General features: G+C 45.8%; 15 protein-coding genes. 2 read left to right on the forward strand and 13 right to left on the reverse strand.

The genetic code is table 11. From position 1 onward, the window contains the following. Nucleotides 1-163 precede the first annotated feature (163 nt). From betA to CWO13_RS02730, 11 genes are all read right to left on the reverse strand, one after another. Entirely contained in the window at nt 164-1,876 is a 1,713-nt protein-coding gene (gene betA / locus CWO13_RS02680; protein ID WP_102432471.1) for a choline dehydrogenase, read from the reverse strand. 72 nt (nt 1,877-1,948) lie between these two features. Then, nucleotides 1,949-3,409, reverse strand: a complete 1,461-nt coding sequence (gene betB / locus CWO13_RS02685) for a betaine-aldehyde dehydrogenase (RefSeq protein WP_048660470.1) — start codon at nt 3,407-3,409, stop codon at nt 1,949-1,951. 125 nt (nt 3,410-3,534) lie between these two features. Then, complete coding sequence (betI, locus tag CWO13_RS02690) at nt 3,535-4,137, reverse strand: transcriptional regulator BetI (RefSeq protein ID WP_108082496.1); 603 nt, start codon at nt 4,135-4,137, stop codon at nt 3,535-3,537. Nucleotides 4,138-4,567: 430 nt separating this feature from the next. Further along, nucleotides 4,568-5,068 (reverse strand): hypothetical protein, encoded by a 501-nt coding sequence (locus tag CWO13_RS02695; RefSeq protein ID WP_108082497.1) that lies wholly within the window; start codon nt 5,066-5,068, stop codon nt 4,568-4,570. Between the two features lie 9 nt (nt 5,069-5,077). Next, on the reverse strand, nt 5,078-6,760 hold the full coding sequence (locus CWO13_RS02700) for an LruC domain-containing protein (RefSeq protein WP_102432475.1): 1,683 nt from the start codon (nt 6,758-6,760) through the stop codon (nt 5,078-5,080). A gap of 207 nt (nt 6,761-6,967) precedes the next feature. Continuing rightward, nucleotides 6,968-8,152 (reverse strand): M24 family metallopeptidase, encoded by a 1,185-nt coding sequence (locus CWO13_RS02705; protein WP_102432476.1) that lies wholly within the window; start codon nt 8,150-8,152, stop codon nt 6,968-6,970. Nucleotides 8,153-8,188: 36 nt separating this feature from the next. Next, nucleotides 8,189-9,532 (reverse strand): TRAP transporter large permease, encoded by a 1,344-nt coding sequence (locus CWO13_RS02710; protein WP_102432477.1) that lies wholly within the window; start codon nt 9,530-9,532, stop codon nt 8,189-8,191. After that, nucleotides 9,529-10,071, reverse strand: coding sequence for a TRAP transporter small permease (locus CWO13_RS02715; protein WP_102432478.1), 543 nt, complete (start codon nt 10,069-10,071; stop codon nt 9,529-9,531). Before CWO13_RS02715 ends, CWO13_RS02710 begins: the two co-directional genes overlap by 4 nt. Nucleotides 10,072-10,192: 121 nt before the next feature. Continuing rightward, entirely contained in the window at nt 10,193-11,236 is a 1,044-nt protein-coding gene (locus CWO13_RS02720; RefSeq protein ID WP_102432479.1) for a TRAP transporter substrate-binding protein, read from the reverse strand. A 217-nt stretch (nt 11,237-11,453) separates the two neighbouring features. Continuing rightward, nucleotides 11,454-12,650: a M20 aminoacylase family protein gene (locus tag CWO13_RS02725; RefSeq protein WP_102432480.1), complete on the reverse strand. Its 1,197-nt coding sequence runs from the start codon at nt 12,648-12,650 to the stop codon at nt 11,454-11,456. Nucleotides 12,651-12,751: 101 nt separating this feature from the next. After that, on the reverse strand, nt 12,752-13,546 hold the full coding sequence (locus CWO13_RS02730) for a maleate cis-trans isomerase family protein (protein ID WP_060980762.1): 795 nt from the start codon (nt 13,544-13,546) through the stop codon (nt 12,752-12,754). Nucleotides 13,547-13,856: 310 nt separating this feature from the next. Here CWO13_RS02730 and CWO13_RS02735 point away from each other — a divergent pair, with 310 nt between their 5' ends. Beyond that, nucleotides 13,857-14,348 carry an Lrp/AsnC family transcriptional regulator gene (locus CWO13_RS02735; protein WP_102432486.1) on the forward strand — a complete coding sequence of 164 codons (492 nt, stop codon included), beginning with the start codon at nt 13,857-13,859 and terminating at the stop codon, nt 14,346-14,348. Nucleotides 14,349-14,507: 159 nt separating this feature from the next. On the opposite strand, the gene CWO13_RS02740 is transcribed toward CWO13_RS02735, so the two are convergent. After that, a complete protein-coding gene (locus CWO13_RS02740) occupies nt 14,508-15,707 on the reverse strand; it encodes a diaminopropionate ammonia-lyase (RefSeq protein ID WP_108019718.1) in 1,200 nt (399 codons plus the stop codon). A 316-nt stretch (nt 15,708-16,023) separates the two neighbouring features. Then, nucleotides 16,024-17,133: an alpha/beta hydrolase gene (locus CWO13_RS02745; protein WP_102432483.1), complete on the reverse strand. Its 1,110-nt coding sequence runs from the start codon at nt 17,131-17,133 to the stop codon at nt 16,024-16,026. Nucleotides 17,134-17,411: 278 nt separating this feature from the next. Between CWO13_RS02745 and CWO13_RS02750 the strand changes: the two genes are divergently transcribed. Next, nucleotides 17,412-18,116 carry a response regulator gene (locus CWO13_RS02750; RefSeq protein ID WP_108082498.1) on the forward strand — a complete coding sequence of 235 codons (705 nt, stop codon included), beginning with the start codon at nt 17,412-17,414 and terminating at the stop codon, nt 18,114-18,116. Nucleotides 18,117-18,120: the final 4 nt, after the last annotated feature.

An 18,120-nucleotide genomic window follows, 5' to 3' on the forward strand; every position in this document is an offset into this window, starting at 1 on the left:
AATGGTTCCTTTTTATCTTTCCTTTTGCTGCTCGATATCAACGCGATAGAGAGCAGTTCTTCTGACTTTTGACTTTTGACTAATTAGTTTTGTTATTTTTTGCTTGTTACTTGTTGTTTTTATTCTTTACTACTTTTGCTATTTTTTACCCAATAACAGACGCTTACGCTTCTCGTACTGGCTTATTGATTCTTTGTGTCTCTTCCCATTCCGGTGCTATCCATACCGGAACGTTTTGCTCTTTTAGAACGGGCTTGCCCAGAATCAAATCCGAGGCACGCTCAGCCACCATGATGGTGGGCGCGTTCAAGTTTCCGTTTGGAATAGTTGGGAATACAGACGAATCAACAACACGCAGATTATCAATGCCGCGAACACGACACTCTTCATCAAGCACCGCCATTGGGTCGTTATCAGCGCCCATTTTGCAGCCACAAGAAGGGTGATAAGCACTTTCAACATTCTGCTTAACCCATTCATCGATTGCTTCATCGGAGGTAATGCTTAGACCCGGCTGAATCTCTTCACCACGGTAAACATCCATCGCAGGTTGCGACAAAATCTCACGGGTTAAGCGAATACAATCGCGCCAATCTTGGCGGTCTTGTTCGGTTGAGATGTAGTTGAAAATGATCTCTGGCTTGGCATGCGGATCAGCAGAGGTGATCGCAACCGTACCGCGACTCTCTGGCTTGTTAGGTCCAACGTGTACTTGGAAGCCGTGGCCATCAAAGGCCGCTTGGCCGTCATAACGCATCGCAGCTGGTAGGAAGTGATATTGAATATTTGGCCACTTCAATCCTTTACGAGAGCGAATGAACGCGCACGATTCAAAGTGGTTAGTGGCACCAAGGCCCTTACGAGTCAGAATCCACTCGGCACCAATCATGCCCTTGCTTACCAAGCCAAGCTTGCTGTTGAGCGTGATGGGTTCGTTACAGTGATATTGGAAGTACACTTCTAAGTGATCTTGAAGGTTTTCACCGACGCCACTGAGTTCGTGTTTCAGCTCAACACCCGCCTTTTCAAGCACGGCTTTCGGGCCGATACCAGAAAGCTGAAGCAGTTGAACAGAACCAATAGAACCCGCAGAAGAGATCACCTCTTTGTTCGCTACCGCAACTTGGGTATTGCCTGACTTTTCAAACTCAACACCAACCGCTTTCAAGCCCGATTGACCATTTGAGTCTTGTGCTTCAAGTAAGAAACGACGCGCCACGATGCCCTTCTTCAAGGTTAGGTTTGAACGCTTCAATGCACGGCGTAGATAAGCGTTAGAGGTAGAGGCTCTAACACCCTTGTCTACCGTCATATGCATAGTGCCGAATCCTTCTTGCTGGTAGCCGTTGTAATCGTTTGTTTCTGGGTAACCGGCATCTTTACCTGCATCGATGAACGCTTGGTAAAGCGGGTTGAGCTCCATATCGTTACCGTTACAAGTGCCGACAGGGCCATTGTCACCACGGTATTCATCACCGCCTTTGTTCCATGATTCAGCACGGCGGAAGTAAGGTAAGCATGCTTGGTAGTTCCAACCCGCTGCGCCCTCTTCTTCCCATTGGTCAAAATCACACGCGTGGCCACGAACATAAACCATCCCGTTGATCGATGAGCTGCCGCCTAACACTTTGCCACGTGGGCAGTGCAGTTCACGTCCATCAAGACCCGGTTCTTTCTCTGTTTCAAATTGCCAAGCGTACTTTTCAGTATTCATTGGGTAAGAAAGCGCGGTTGGCATCTGGATAAAAATGCTCTTATCCGTGCCACCAGCTTCCAGTAATAAAACGCTATGTTCACCGCTTTCCGTTAGCCTATCCGCTAACACACAGCCGGCCGAACCCGCGCCGACGATAATATAATCGTAGCGTTGTTCCATGTTTTGATTTCCCTGAGATGAGTCAGTAGGGCTAGCTCTGTTAAGCTAACCCATAAAATTGAGTGTTACGCTTTAGGCATAAGGGCTGGCGTAGTCGCCAAGTTCAATAAGAATGCTCTTAGTCTGCGTATAATGAAGTAGGGTTTCTGGTCCATTTTCACGGCCAATCCCCGAAAGCTTGTAACCACCAACAGGCATTTCTGCCGGTGAGTCGCCCCACGTGTTCACCCAACAAATACCTGCCTGCATTTGATGAATAACACGGTGCGCACGAGAAAGGTTTTGCGTGAACACACCAGCCGCAAGGCCGTATTTGGTGTCGTTGGCGCGGCGAATCACATCGTCTTCATCCGTAAACTTCAACACTGACATTACAGGACCGAAGATCTCTTGTTGAACATGAGGCATGTTGTCTTCGCAATCCACAAACACCGTTGGAATAACAAAGTTGCCGTTTTCGAGACCGTTGTCTGTCACTTGATAGCCGCCCGTCAACAGGGTTGCACCCGACTGCTTAGCTAGCTCAATTGCTTCAAGGACTTTTGACAGGTGTTCTTTAGAAATCAACGCGCCGATCTGAGTCTCCATGTCCATTGGGTTACCAATGATCAGCTTCTCAGTGCGTGTTTTAAGTTGATCGATGAATGCGTTGTAGATGTTTTCGTGTACATAAACACGAGTACCGTTGGTGCACACTTCGCCTTGGGTGTAGAAGTTAGCAACCATCGAAGCGGAAACCGCATCATCCAATTTCGCATCATCAAACACGATCATTGGTGACTTGCCGCCAAGTTCCATGGTGACTGATTTCAGCGTCTTAGCGCTATCTGCCATTACCGCTTTACCGGTACCGGTTTCGCCCGTGAACGACACTTTCGCGACGTCTGGGTGCGCCGTTAGCATTTGACCAACACGGTAATCGCCCTGAACCACGTTAAACACGCCATCAGGAAGACCAGCTTCAGTAAAGATTTCTGCAAGCTTGAGCGCCGTTAGCGGCGTTTCTTCTGAAGGTTTGAAAATCATCGCGTTACCCGCGGCCAATGCCGGAGCTGATTTCCACATCGCGATTTGAATTGGGTAGTTCCATGCGCCAATGCCAGCACAGATGCCCAGCGGTTCACGGCGTGTGTAGAAAAATTGAGATTCGCTCAGCGGCTGTTGGTCGCCTTGTAGCGTGGGAGCCAAGCCAGCAAAGTATTCAATAACATCAGCGCCAGACGCCACATCCACTTCAATTGCTTCTTGCAGCGGCTTGCCCGTATCAACAACCTCAAGGTTTGCAAGGTCATCATTTCGAGCTCTAAGTATTTCCACAGCCTTCAAAAGAATACGGCTGCGTTCCACAGCGGTCATTGCTGACCATACCGCAAATCCGCGCTTCGCAGATTCAATAGCGCTGTCGACATCCGCGGAAGATGCTTGGCCTAACGTCGCGATAGGTTCACCGTTTGCAGGGTTAATGCTATCAAAGGTTTCACCAGAGGTTGCTTTAACCGCTGCGCCATCGATGTATAACGAGTTCATTTCCATTTGAGATTCTGACTTAATTATTGTTATTAGACTCTACTGGTCTATATGTGAGTATTAGGTGTAAATAGTGGTCGTTCTAGCTCTTGCTCTAGGTCTAGCTCAAGGTCTAACGCTACCACTGCGATCTATTTGCTGTGACACGAGTAGAACGTAAGTTGTTTATCTAGATAATCATTGATGATAGCTCGCGCCTTTTGAGCATCGATACCATCTGGGTTTAGTGTGCCTCTCAGCCACAAACCATCAATCAGAGACGCAATCCCGTGAGCAACGAGATCCGCTTGTTCATGATTAAAAATACCTTTCAACTCAAGACGTAAGTGTGAAATCAAACGTTTTTCATTCACACGCTGCAGTCTTTTCAGCTGCTCGTCATGCATTGAATATGACCAAAATGCCAACCACGCCTTCGCGACCTTATTTTCTGCTTGGTAACCTTCGAAGTTACCATCGATGATTGCGTTAATTCTCTGTTGGTGAGCATCAACAGGAAGCGCTTTTAGTGAAGTCGTGATGGTGTTGGAGAGTTGGCGAAGGATTTCACGCATGGTCTCTTCGAGCAGGCCGTGCTTACCACCAAAATAGTGATTAATGATGCCGGTAGAGACTCCCGCTTCTTTGCTGATCAACGCAATACTCGCGGCATGCAAACCGACTCGATCAATCACCGTCATGGTCGCTTGAACAAGCTGTGGTTTACGTATGTCAGGCATCCCAACCTTCGGCATTTCTTAGTCCTTTTATTTTTTATTGAACGTTCAGTTAAATATAAAATGACAGAAATTTAGTTAGGGTTCAAATGATTATTTAAAACAAACTCGTAACAATACAGCATTCAAAAGCACAAAAATCATTATAAAACAATAAATTAAATATAATTTAGAGCACTAACGAAAGGAATTAAAGATTTGAGGTGTGATAGTTAATGGTCAAATGTTTTTACTCAATAAGAACAAAACTTAACCACTTATCTTCTGAGCCGAAATGGGTGATATGCAAAGAATAGGCATCGTTATTTGTGGTTAAGAAGGGAGAAGCGATGGCGTAATTGATCGAGAGCAAGAATGAAAATCAGATACGACGAGAGCACCTTTATCAAGTTAGGTGCTCTCATTTTTTTATCACCAATATCGAGGTAATAAAGCGTGGTTAGTTCAACTAAAAAGCTAAGTGGTAACTATTGCTCGACTGATCCAGTGAAATCACCCAACTTTGCTCTTTCTCACTGCTGCTCATCGGCACCCAACGAGCGTAAATTTGCTCCCAGTTCCCATTCACTTCTAATTCCACAACATCGATTTGAGTTGGGTACACCGTGGTGATTCTCGATAAAGGGTCAGCGACAACATCACCGTTACTCATCACAAATGCCGACTCGGAATACAAGTGCAGCGCTCCCGAAGTCGTTCCCGTGTAATCCATCGACAAGCTGATCTTCTCCCCAATATCAAATGAGAAACCGACAGGCGCCACGATATCAGACGTACTGATCGCTGCTGGCTGGATTACTAACGCAGGCAATTGAGCGGGCGTCGGTGTTGGTGTCGCAGCTGGAGTCTGCGCAGGTGATGCACTGGTGTTACCACCGCCACCTCCTCCACAAGCACTTATTATGAGTGAGAAGGATGTCATGGTAATTAATTTGCTTATCTTATTCATGGTGCTCTCCTACTCATCCGTCGCTGATATAACTTTGTTCGTGGTCGATGCTTTGTACCATTCACCATCGGTCTCACCGCTGCTGGTTACCCATGTAGGGAATGACGTATACGCATCACTGATATCAACCAGTTCTACAGGATGATCCCATTCGTCTCGAATGTTGATGACCCACGGCATATTATTACTGGTTTTGAACGACTCAGAGCCTGAAGAGCTGTCATCATGACTATTGAACAAGGCGTTATTCATATCACTGGTACCTGTAAACTCTTTTAAGTGAGTTTGCCACGTCATACCCGGAGGGGTCGCGACGAAGTCACCATGATAAGTACCATCAGCCCCAAAGATAAATGAGTCATAAGGTGGGTACCCTATGTCATCACGTGATACTGCTGTAGTAAATTCCACGTACAGTTGGTAGTTAAGCACGTCAGCGTTTTGTACCCCAGAACATGCACTTTGGGTTCGGTAGAAAACACAGCTTTCCGATAGTTCACCAAGATTCTCTAGGTCTACTCTCAAATCCTCAGAGACCATCAATATCGTTTCACTATCACCTGCTTGCAAAATCGTATGACCGACGGCAACACCGTTACGAGTTAATGTTGTCGACGCTACGTTAGCAGGTAAAACGTTAGGTAGCTTCACAGCATAACCATTTGAGTAGCCCGCTCCCATTGCTTGAAGGGTGTAATCTACGGTCAAGTTCTTGAGTTCTCGTTGACCATTAAGCTGCTCTGTCACTTTGTAGCGCCACACCACGTCATTGAAGTCGTAGTCACCTTTCAATGGCCAATTATCTTCGAATGCGATCGTTGCGTAGCTGTTCGAGCTCGGGTAAACCGTTGTTACGGTCACATCTTCATTATTCTCTTGAACAAGCACTTCATATTTGGAATCTGTCGTGCCATCTTCATTAACCCCATCAACGGCGGTAAATGGCGTCACTTCGACCGTGAAAATCAGATCATTAAAGTCGTTGTCTCCAGTTGGACGATAAATATCCTCAAAGCCAAGTACCAAAAACTCATTCTCTGTATCTAGAAAGGCAACATTGTGTCTTCTATTTTCAGCTGACGCCTCAGGGTTAAGTGATGGATAGCTGTAGAAAGGTGTGCCCCAGCCACCAAGCCACGGGATGTTGTTATAAGAGCCTTCCCAGCCCCAACCATTCGAGATGATAAAAAAGGCTAATGTTTGACCTGCCGTAAGTTGGACACTGAGATCAATAGAGTCCCCTTCTTGCATTTCCCCAACATCAGCAACCGACGTATTAGGAAACACCACGACATGTGCGTTGATATCGTCTTTAGTTGCTGGAGGGTTATCAGTATCAAAAACGAAGTAGCCAAGGGTGTTGCGGTAACCCGCCCCTTCGTTCAGGAAAGTGATTGTGGCTGTGGCGTACTCTGCACCGTCCAACTCATCATCAATATCAATACTCGAATAACGCTCAGGTGCAATAAAGGCACTGTTCACGGTAGTGCCTTCTGGCAACATCGAATAGACGTTAGTTAAAACATCTTGAGGAAGTGACCCCGCGATCGAATAAGTACTATTGGGTTTACCTTTTGCAGAATAGTTAGAAGCATCCGAGCCTGATTCAAATGTAAGGTCTGCGGTTGTCAACGCCATCGCGACACATGGCACCAAGCAACTCGGCAATATGACTGAATTCCAATTTCTCATTCTGTTCCCTCTTTCACTAGCCTTAAACGTGTATAGAGGAATGGAGCAAGTATAGTGCCGAAAAATAAAACTATATTTAACAGAATGTTATGATTATCTAGTTGAAAATTCTCATTTTGAGAATAAAGTTGAATGTAAAAACCGCTATTCAAATAGCGGTCTTAATTTGGGATGAATAGAAGGGTTAACAAAGTAACTAACTGTGGTTTATTCGCCGATAATCGGCATAGACTGCCAGGCTCTTTGGTGCAACATTTCACAACCAGATTCGGTAATAACGATGTTCTCCTCGTGCACCATCATGCGGTTCTTCGCAAATGCCATACCGGGCTCTAACGTTAACACCATGCCGGGTTTTAATATCACGTCACCATTTGGTACATGTGATGGCCACTCTGTTAGCTGCATGCCTAATCCATGCCCCATACGACCCACATCGTTGCCAAGCGCGCCGTTCTTTTCGAGCACCGACCACATGGCTTGCCACACGTCTCCAGTGGTGCGTCCCGGCTCAGCAATCGCGAGCCCCGCTTCTGTCGATTGATAAACGGCATCGTAAGCCGCAATGGTGTCAGGTGCTGCGTGACCAAAGGCATAATTACGGTCAAAGTCGCTAAAGTAGCCATCAAAGTTAGCCCCCGTATCGATGATCAACACGTCACCTTCACTGAGTACACGGTCGGTTGGTCCCATAATGATGTTGTCATACCCACCTTGGCCGGACGCGGAAATAAGATAAGGACACGCATCGGCACCCAAACGTAACATCTCTAAATGCATCGCTTTACACGCCTGTCGTTCTGTCATGCCTATCGCTAAACGGTGACGAAGATATTCAAAGCCCGCCGCCGTCACTTGACAAGCAAAGCGTACTTTATCGATCTCAGCTTGAGACTTAACACTACGCAAGTCTCGAACCATCAATGACACATCAACCACACAGTGTTGGCTCAACTTCTGCTGTAACAATGCATAATTAGTGGCTGGCATACGCAAATGTGTTTCAGGGCCAATCATCGAACCGATTCTACGAGAACCCTTGGAGACCTCAGATAGCGAAGAAGCTAACAAAGAGATACCGTCGTCTTCTGGTCTTGGTGACGGCCAACTGCGCACGTCGTCAATCCATGTATCGTCGAAACCAGCGACACCAATCTCTGGCACTACCGCTATGGGCTTACCAACCGCAGGCACCACCAAAAACCAAGGTCGAGTTGGGCTTTCCCAGAACTGCGATTTGAAGCCACTGAAATAGCGAAATTCAGGTTCGGTCGTAAAAAATGCAGCATCGATGTTTTGAGCACGTAGACGTTGTTGTAACTCGACAGTACGTTGCTCTAGCTCTGCTGATTCAACCCCTCTCTGCGGAGGTGTTAACGGCAATATACTCATATTTCTATCCTTGATTGAAGAAAGGTAACCCTAGAATTAATTGAATAAAACATCTCTTGGTAGCAGAGCGATACTTGGAAAGAAAATCAGCAAAGCAGACATCAATATCAAAATAAGGAAAAACGGTAATGCCCCACGGATCACTTCCATGTAAGGTCGCTCGAAAATCGCTATGGCTGTAAAGATGTCACAGCCAAATGGAGGTGTTGCCGACCCAATCGCCATTTGCAGCGTTACCATCACACCGACCAAGATTGGATCGATACCTGCGGCATTAACAATCGGCATGAAAATCGGCGTCAAGATCAGCAAGACCACTAACGAATCCACAAACATACAGCCGACAAAGAAAGTCAGTGCGATGACAAACAGAATGTATTCAGGTGAGGCGTCCTCTAGATTAAGAGGAGCTAGCAACTCCTGAGGAATTTGTTCAAACGAGATATACCAAGAGAACGCCTGACCGACACCCACAAGCACAAAGACAACCGCGGTAATCAAGCCGGTATTTAACGCCGCATCGCAGATGTCTTTTACGCCAAGTTTGCGATAGAAAATGCACTCAACGATGATCGCATACAGCACTGCGAATGAAGCCGCTTCGGTAGGCGTGACCACGCCAGAGTAAATACCGCCGATAATCAAAGCAGGGAAACCAAGAGGAAGGATCGCTTTCTTGATCGCTTCAATACGCTCGGCAGTGTTGGCTTTTTCAACCAAAGAGATGGTGTCGCTGTGTTTCACGCTGTAGGCATAGCTGTATAACGAGAACAGGCTAGCGAGCACTAAGCCCGGACAAATACCAGCAATAAACAACTCCCCTACACTGGCGTTGGCTAAGGTGCCGTAAAGAATCAAGCCGATACTCGGCGGAATAAGAAACGCGATGTCACTGGCATTGATGATCAACGCCATCACAAAACTATCTTTGTACCCTGCTTGCAGCAACTTAGGACGCATGATTTGCCCAACCGACACCACGGTCGCTTGGGTCGAACCGGAAACTGAACCAAACAAGGTACAGCTGATACACGTAGTAATCGGTAACCCGCCACGCAGGTGTCCAACAAAAGCTTGAATCAGACCCAGTAGGTTATACGCCGTGTGCCCACGCGTCATAATATCCGCAGCCAAGATGAACATCGGCACCGCGATTAGAGCGTTCGGCGAAATACCTGTCACCATCTGCTGAATCAGCACTCCCGGCTCAACCTGAGAGAAATGAATCAAGCCAATCAACGCCCCAACCGCTAATGGCACAATCATAGGGAAGCTCAAAAACAGCAAAATCACCATCACAGAGACAAGAGTAAATGTGATGACATAAATATCTAATTCGCCGGCAATAATGTCCGAGAAAAACTGTGCAACATCGCTCATTCGAACTCACCTACTTTTGTATTTCTATTTTCAATCACGTCAAATGACACGTAAATCTCTTTATGCAGTAAGTTCATCAAGAAACTCATGCTGTATTGCAATCCCGCGATAAAAAATCCGATCGGAATGATCGCGTACACCCAATACACAGGGAACTGTAAGGCTGGACTTAACCGGTTGATATCTTTCAGCTCTTTAACGTAAAAGAACGCATGGTAGGTGAGATAAAACATCAGCATTGCTGTTAATAACGCAATGATGGTTGTGAGAATTTTCTGAGCTTTCGTGCTCAATGAATCGTAGACCGCTGTCATACGAATATTTCGACCTTGGCGCACCGCATAAGCGAAGCCGACGAAGGTAACAGAGACAATCAGAAACTGATTGAGCTCTTCCGAAAAAAATAGGCTTTTATTGAAGGCGTAACGACCAATCGCATTGGCCGTAGAGTTGATCATCATCGCGAGAATGGCAGTCATGATCAAAAAGCGCTCTAGCTTTTCTGTCGCGACACTTATTTTATGTAGCAGTTCTTTCATAACAGGCAGTGCTCCATACTTCGTTCAGTGACACGAGTCCATTGCCACTATTTGGAGAAGGTTGGGATAAGCTATCCGCTGACACATATCAACGGATAACTATCATCCTTACTAACGCTTTCTATTGCGTTGCTGAAGCAGCCTTCACTTCACCTAGGATCTCTTCGAGAATGGTTTTCGCACCCTCACGAGCTTCGCTTTTCTGACCCGCCGGGTAAGCATTCGCCACTACGTCGTAGTATGTCGTGTGCAGCTTCTGGCTTAGCGTTTTAAAGCGCTCACGCTCTTCATCCGTCAACACAACCACTTGCATGTTTGGACGCTCTTTCAAGATCTTGTCCATGTTCTCTTTGTTGATGCGGATCTGATAGTCGTAAGCCGCTTGATCTGCCGCTTTGATTGCTTTGTCGACCATTGCTTGCTTCTCTTCAGACAAAGCGTTGTACCACTTACTGTTGGTCGAAACGGTACTCACATAAGGTTGCTGACCTGGGAACATTAAGTAGTCTTGAACCTCATGCCACTTTGCGTTGTAGATGAAGTAGATAGGGTTAACCATGCTATCAATGGTCTTTAGTTGCAGTGAACCGTACACTTCACCCCAAGAAAGAGGGGTAGGTGTTGCACCAAACGCTTTGTAGGTTTCAACAGGAATGGTTGAAGTGAAAGTACGGATTTTCTGGTTCGCAAAATCTTCAGGAGTACGGATAGGTTTATTACCGCCCCAAACCATTTCACCCTCAGACATCATCGACAATAGCTTGAGGTTTACACTCTCAAACTTCGGTGCCAATTTGTTGTAGATGGTTGGGCTTTCCGTTAACACCTTATGGGTGATTTCTTCATTGGTACCCAGTACATAAGGCAAGCTCACTGCCTGAACTTCAGGAACATAAGATCCTAAGTGACCCGCTCCTACAGATACGAATTGAATCGTGCCTTTAGCAGCCAATTCTACGATGTCGTTTTCTGTCCCTAGTTGACCGTAGTAATAGATGCGGACACGGATGTCGCCATCAGATTCCTTCTTAATCACTTCCGCAAATTTTTGCGCATAGATGTCTTGAACGTCTGTTTTGTCCTCTTCTGAAGCAAACTTCCATGTTTCGGCATGAACGCCAAAAACCATGCTCAAACTTAGCAGTGCTACGCCTAATCGTTTCATCCTGTCTTTCCTTTTATTATCCTAATTACACGTTGATGACCTTGGTCACTTCACGCGCTTCAGTTTTGGCTGTGTCGACAATAAACTCCGTTTAAAGTCTGCCATCTTGCAGTGCCAAATGCGTCACTGCTGAATCCGTGTCTCTACTTATCGCTTCTAATTGAGTTGTTACTTCTAATTGAGCTGCTTTTAATTCATTGTTTCTAAATAAGTGTTTCTAAATTGATCTTGTTAAACGGTCGTTCACCAACTGAACCCAGTAACTCGCACCGAGCTTTAAGATGCCGTCATTAAAGTCATATTCAGGGTTGTGCAATGCGCAGCCACCGACCGATTCCGTACCATTACCCAACAGCACATAACAGCCCGGTTTAACACGAAGCATGCTTGAGAAATCTTCCGAAATAGTCAGCGGGTCGCAGGCGTCATTAACGTTCTCTACGCCAAGCACTTTCTGCGCGGCGGCAACCGAATATTGGGTTTGTTGCTCACTATTGATGGTTGGGTAGAAGGTATTGATGAACTCGAAATCGTAAGTAGCGCCCGCAGCCTGACAAATGCCAGCCACAATCCTCTCCATACTTTGTTTGATTCGATCGAGAGAAGACTCAGTGAAGCAGCGGCAGTCACCTTTAATGGTGACTTGGGTCGGGATAACGTTAACCGTGCCATCGGTAATAAACTCGGTCGCAGAGACTACAGCCGTGTCGTGGATCGCACTAAGGTTGCGAGATACTATGGTTTGCAGACCAAGAATGACTTGCGAACCGACGACTAAAGGATCAACACCTTGATGCGGCAGAGCAGCATGCCCACCCACACCATTGATGGTGATCTCAAAGCTACTTTCACTGGCCATTAATGATCCGGGGCGAACCATCAACTCACCTTCCGCTAAACCGGGGAAGTTATGAACTCCATACACTTCATCAATCGAGAATCGCTCAAATAAGCCATCATCAATCATCGCTTGCGCGCCACAACCGTGCTCTTCATCGGGTTGAAAGATGAAATACACAGTGCCATCGAAGGTTAGGTTCTCGGCCAAATAGCTTGCAGCGCCGAGCAGCATTGCGGAGTGTCCATCGTGCCCACAAGCGTGCATTTTTCCATCGTGTTGTGAGCAGTGTGCGAAGTTATTTTGTTCGTGAATATGTAGCGCATCCATATCAGCTCTCAGACCAATGCTCGCTTCACTCGATCCTGAACGAAGTATCCCAACTAATCCTGTTTTACCGATGTTACGCACCACTTCGATACCAAAACTGTGTAACTTGTCAGCGATAAAATCGGAGGTCAGATTCACGTCAAAGCCACACTCAGGGAAACAGTGTAAATGTTGACGCCACTCCGTCATGCTTTGAATAAGCTGCGAAGACAGTTGGTCTGGTTTGATCGAGAAAGTAGAAGGCATAGTAGTAGTCCCAAAGTGTCATTCTTTGTATTAACGTAAAATGTAGAGTTAGCTTGACTGCTGAATGTAAACACGAAACGAGCAGCTTTAATCGAAGGTTGTTACAACGACTGCGACCTTCGGTGATTATCTGAGGTTGGCTCAAGATGGTGCTCTAGCAGTGCACCGAAACCTTTTATGGGTATGGGGTAGTTCATCAACTGAAGCGAATGCCAAGCCAATACCTGATTGCTGCTAACAACGGGCTTATCTAATTCCACTTCAATGGATTCAATCACCGATGCTGCACGCAGTGCCGTGCAAGAGATAAAAAGAAGATCCGCTTCAGGATCGCAAACTTGTAGTGCGGCATTTTTAATGTCCATTGGGTCAATGAACGTCATCGCGGTGTCATCTTCAAAGCCAAAGCCAGCAATGCTCAATACCTCAATGCCTTGCGACTCAAAAAATGCTGCGACGTCTTGATTCACAGCTTCGGTATAGGGTGTTAACACTGAGATACACTTAACTTTGAAGCTTTCGAAAGCTGCTAAGGCCGCGGTCACCGGGTTGGTTACTGCTGCATTTGGGCAAGATTGATGAATAAGCTGGGTAATTCGTTCGCTGCCAATCGCTACGGTGCCGGAAGTACAAGCGTAAATCACCACATCCAATTCGGTACCCGGAAGGATGGTATCAGCGCAAGCAGCGATTCCTGGCTCCATCTTTCGCAGGTTCTCTATCGTCAAAGGATTATAGTTTCGAACTCGGCTGGTGAACGACTGTACATCGTCTGGAAACAACGTGTTTAAATCACGCTCAATATTGAAATCTGTCGCTAACGCAATCACACCGACGCGTCCTGCTGGTGCCAATTTTTCTAATTCAAACTGTAAAGTAGCGGTTGCAGATTTCATACTTTCCGACTCCTTGAGCTGCCAATATCAACACTTAACAAATGTTAACAACATGTATCATATAAACTTCAAACTCTGTGATTTTGAACTTTACATTTCGTTCACAAGGTTAATAATGCACCGACAACTTTAAGGATTATCATTAAACGAATACCTTATTGTGCGGGAATTCCGCATTTTTATTGCGTTATAGTGATTTTTTGTTCTCAATCCTCTGTGATTAATTGTTGGAGCCAAATACCTTTAACTCGATCACACACTGGAAAAAAAGAAACAAATAATTTACAAATTGACACTGGGAAGTATGGGTATGACACAACAGCCTGCATTGGTGGTCGACAGTTTCGACAAGAAGATCCTCAACATCGTACAAGACTCAAATAGAGCAACATCAGACAAGATTGCAGAGAAGGTCGGGCTCTCTCCTGCTGCCGTTCAGCGCCGTTTAAAACGCATGAGAGCACAAGGGGTAATTCAGGCTGATGTCTCGGTGATTAACCCAAAAGCGGTCGGTCACGGAATGACGTTTATCGTTCAGGTAACACTTGAACGTGAACGTGTGGATTTGATGCATAACTTCAAAAAAGAGATGAGTTCGAACCGTTCTGTGCAGCAATGCTATTACGTCACAGGCAGCTCTGATTTTATCTTAATCGTCACGGCTGCAGATATGGAGGGGTACGATAATTTTACTCGTGAGGCCTTCTTCGACAATGCCAATATCAAAAGCTTTCAAACCAATGTGGTGATGGATAACGTCAAAGTCGGGCTGGCTATTCCGATTGATGAGCAGCGCGATTAGAAAGCAAGACATGTCATGAGATGAAGTCAAAAAGAGAGAAAAAAAGACGGTATGAAGAAACCTTACATACCGCCAACTTTGGGGCTTACTTTATTATTCGTTGTTCGCGATTAGCTATTAATTGCCAACTGCTAACTGCTAACTATGAGCTTTTCGTTATTAGATTTTGTTGTCGATGATTTGTTGGTAGAGATCCGGGTCAGTTGCCCCTTCAGTACCAATGACTAGCACTCGGCTGTCTTGAGTTAAATCCAGTTTTTCAGCGAAATTCGGCTCTTGCTTAGCGATGATCGCTGCGGCAAACCCTGGAACGGCAGATTCGCCCCCTTCTATCGCCGCTTCCGTCTGCTCGCCACTTGCCAACATGCGCATCGCTTGTGGGATCGCCTCTTCACTCAGCGTCATGAAATCATCGGCGCCATTTTGGAGAATCGTCCATGCCAAGCTCGAAACCTCACCACAGGCAAGCCCAGCCATCAGTGTCTCTAGATCGCCGGTAACTACAACGGGCTTGCCCGCTTGAGCACTCTTCTGCAAACAGTTGGCCTGCTCAGGTTCTACGATTACAAAACGTGGACGCTCAGCGCCCCACAAATCCCAGAAGTAACCACAGACGGCTGATGCCAAACCACCTACACCGCCTTGTACGAAGACATGTGTTGGGATTTCACCATCCAATTGCTCGACAATTTCAGCCAACATCACTGTGTAGCCAAGTGCCACATCCTTCGGGATTTCCATGTAACCTTCATAAGAGGTGTCCGACACAATCACGCGGTTTTTCGCTTTGGCTTCAGAATCAGCCAAACGAACCGATTCATCGTAATTACCTGTAATGCGAACTACTTCTGCACCGAACGCTTCCATCGCTTGTTTGCGCCCTTCAGACACATCGCGGTGAATATAAATCACACAACCACAACCAAACATCTGAGCGCCCCATGCCACTGAACGGCCATGGTTTCCGTCAGTTGCACAACTCACAACGATCTCAGCAACTTCTGATTTCCATTCACCGTTGAGCAGCTCACTGATGGTCGGATTCTTCCCATAGCGATTAGCGATTTCAATCTGAAGCTGACGAGCCACCGCATAAGCGCCGCCCAGAGCTTTAAAACTCTTTAAGCCAAAACGCTGCGATTCATCTTTGTACCAAAACTTGTTTACGCCGATCTCAGCAGAGATAGCATTCAGTTCATGCAAAGGAGTCACAGAGTAACCTGGCCATTGAGAAATATCTTTAATCGCCTGTTGAGAGTTCGCGACACTTAAAATGTCACGCTGCTCACTTGAGTATTCCAATTCACGGCGTGCTTGGGGATTAGCGTAGTGTGTCAGAGTGCCTGCCAGTAACTGCATAAATGATCGTCCTTATTAGTCATTCACATGCTCCTTACATCGTTAGATTATAGAAACCTATTGGCCAGTAAGGTTGCGGATAATAAATACTATCGTCAAAAAAGTGCTGTGATTGTGCTTTCTAAAAACCAAATCTGCAGAAATTAGTTGTTACTTAGCGAATAAATGCGGTTTTTACTCACATCCATGTTTTCTCGTTGAATTCATGAGCATTACAAGCGGTACCGCCTTAAATTCCAGAACAAAAAAAGGCTGGTGATGACAAAGCACAACCAACCTTTCAACATACACACCTAATTTTTAATGCGAGTCAAAGCTACTCAATACGTGTAATAAAACCGTATTTATCTGAGTCGGCCTTTGTCACCCAGTGTTCACCAGAAGCCGGAGCAGAATCTAAAGTGAAGATATAAAAATCGATTCCTTTGTCTCCCATCACCTTTTTGAAATAGGTCGCTTGTTGGCGATGACTTTCGTTGGTGTATGGGAATTCTTTAGCCGTTTTATCACCCTCAGCCCAACTGTGCACACCCACCTGTTTATTCAGCTCAATAGCTTTGGTGGTATCAGCGCGTTGCAAAACTCGTGGATTACCTGCAGCAAACAGGTCCGTGCCGCCAGAGAACACCGAACCCGTAGGCGTTACGATAGTCGTCATCTTGTTATTGTGGATCATGCGACCGGTGTACATATTGATATCATCGTCGGCACTTCCACCAATATGGTTGGTAAACTTCAACGTCATCTCACTGCCTTGATACAATTTCACGATATCAAAAAGCTGAGAATAGGTTGATGCGCCTAGAGTGGAAGTAATACGATCAACAGCCCCAGTCTCGTTGAGCACATCGCGGTAAAAGGCATTGAAAGCAAATGAAGTGGTGATGGTGACCTTATTACCATTTTTGGTGTTACTCAGAATCGTCGAACCCAAGCTCGTCACGTATTGCGACAACTCATTTTGGTACTCAAGCTCAACTGCTTTTGCACTGTTCGCTGTTGTTTGAATTAACGTGGTCTCATTAGAAACAGAGCGGAGCGGGGCGCCGCAATCAAACACGTCCAAACCCTTGCTCTCTGTGTAGATACCGCAGCTATCAAACCCTGCGTCAGGAAAATACAGATCAACACTTTGACCTAAACGGCTCGCAAGCCTTACTACTTTTTGCTTATCACTAATATCTTCAGCAAATTGAATTTGGTCATACTGGACACCGTCATAGGTCAGTTTCATTGACTCTTGAAGCTCTTCTCGTTCTTGATACAACTTGCCTAATTTCACTGACGAAAATACGTAATCCGCCTTAGGTTTCACTTGTGCTTTAGTCGCCGCGTTACCTGCCGATTTACCCGAATTGGAGCTTGAATTACACCCAGCTAAAATAATCAAGGGCAGTGCCAGTAACGTTTTTCTATAGTTATTCATGCGTCATTCCCAAAATGTTTGATTGGAAAATTCTATTATTCAGCGCTGAATTTATCTGTCGTGAGAATGTATGAGAATGTCGAACCTATTTGAACAATGTTTTTTATTTTCCTATAAATGCCAATTCATCATTGAACTAACTTATAAAGTGTTTAATCATTCGCATTAGGTATTTTACGTAAGGCCTGTAAATTGGGTGTACCACAATTACTAGCTACTCAAAAAGACTCCCTCACGTAATCTCGATAAATGAAACGCACGATAAGGCTGATAATGGAATGACAAAACCTAAAATGATCATCGTAGAAGACGATTTGAAACTTCAGCGAATGCTAAAGGATTACTTTGTTACGCAGGACTTTGAAGTCTCCACACTAGATGATGGCAGTAACGCCGTGCAAACCATTCTTGCCGCACAGCCTGATATCGTACTGCTGGATTTGATGCTTCCTGTAACTGATGGACTTACAATCTGCCGACAGACGCGTACGCACTATAAAGGTAAAATCTTGATGCTCACCGCTAGCGATGACGACTTTGATCACGTTGCTGGTTTAGAGACAGGGGCTGATGACTATGTCACTAAGCCAATCAAACCAAGAGTTCTGCTGGCAAGGGTTCGTTCGCTGTTACGCCGCCAAGACACCAGTACCGCTTCAGTCGATGACTCAGACACCCTTCAGTTTGATCAACTCGTTCTGAAAAACACTTATAAGAAGTGTGAGCTTTCAGGTGCGGTTTTATCACTCACTGACAGCGAGTTTGACCTACTTTGGCTATTGGCGAGTAACCCTGACACACCGCTATCGCGTGACTACTTGACGCAAACATTGCGCGGTATTGAGTATGATGGCATTGATCGAACTATTGATAACAAGGTTGTACGTCTAAGGAAGATTTTGGGCGACGACCACACACCAGCAGAGAAAATTCAGACCATTCGCGGTAAGGGCTACTTGTTTGTTTCAACCGCCTGGCATTAACTTC

The sequence above is a fragment of the Vibrio sp. ZF 223 genome (assembly GCF_003050585.1).
GTDB lineage: Bacteria > Pseudomonadota > Gammaproteobacteria > Enterobacterales > Vibrionaceae > Vibrio > Vibrio crassostreae.

What these genes read in the sequence shown, in the direction of transcription:
- betA (WP_102432471.1), bottom strand. Translation starts at nt 1,876, where the DNA reads ATGGAACAACGCTACGATTATATTATCGTCGGCGCGGGTTCGGCCGGC.
- CWO13_RS02735 (WP_102432486.1), top strand. Translation starts at nt 13,857, where the DNA reads ATGACACAACAGCCTGCATTGGTGGTCGACAGTTTCGACAAGAAGATC.
- CWO13_RS02725 (WP_102432480.1), bottom strand. Translation starts at nt 12,650, where the DNA reads ATGCCTTCTACTTTCTCGATCAAACCAGACCAACTGTCTTCGCAGCTT.
- betB (WP_048660470.1), bottom strand. Translation starts at nt 3,409, where the DNA reads ATGGAAATGAACTCGTTATACATCGATGGCGCAGCGGTTAAAGCAACC.
- CWO13_RS02710 (WP_102432477.1), bottom strand. Translation starts at nt 9,532, where the DNA reads ATGAGCGATGTTGCACAGTTTTTCTCGGACATTATTGCCGGCGAATTA.
- CWO13_RS02695 (WP_108082497.1), bottom strand. Translation starts at nt 5,068, where the DNA reads ATGAATAAGATAAGCAAATTAATTACCATGACATCCTTCTCACTCATA.
- CWO13_RS02730 (WP_060980762.1), bottom strand. Translation starts at nt 13,546, where the DNA reads ATGAAATCTGCAACCGCTACTTTACAGTTTGAATTAGAAAAATTGGCA.
- CWO13_RS02745 (WP_102432483.1), bottom strand. Translation starts at nt 17,133, where the DNA reads ATGAATAACTATAGAAAAACGTTACTGGCACTGCCCTTGATTATTTTA.
- CWO13_RS02705 (WP_102432476.1), bottom strand. Translation starts at nt 8,152, where the DNA reads ATGAGTATATTGCCGTTAACACCTCCGCAGAGAGGGGTTGAATCAGCA.
- CWO13_RS02700 (WP_102432475.1), bottom strand. Translation starts at nt 6,760, where the DNA reads ATGAGAAATTGGAATTCAGTCATATTGCCGAGTTGCTTGGTGCCATGT.
- CWO13_RS02750 (WP_108082498.1), top strand. Translation starts at nt 17,412, where the DNA reads ATGACAAAACCTAAAATGATCATCGTAGAAGACGATTTGAAACTTCAG.
- CWO13_RS02715 (WP_102432478.1), bottom strand. Translation starts at nt 10,071, where the DNA reads ATGAAAGAACTGCTACATAAAATAAGTGTCGCGACAGAAAAGCTAGAG.
- CWO13_RS02740 (WP_108019718.1), bottom strand. Translation starts at nt 15,707, where the DNA reads ATGCAGTTACTGGCAGGCACTCTGACACACTACGCTAATCCCCAAGCA.
- CWO13_RS02720 (WP_102432479.1), bottom strand. Translation starts at nt 11,236, where the DNA reads ATGAAACGATTAGGCGTAGCACTGCTAAGTTTGAGCATGGTTTTTGGC.
- betI (WP_108082496.1), bottom strand. Translation starts at nt 4,137, where the DNA reads ATGCCGAAGGTTGGGATGCCTGACATACGTAAACCACAGCTTGTTCAA.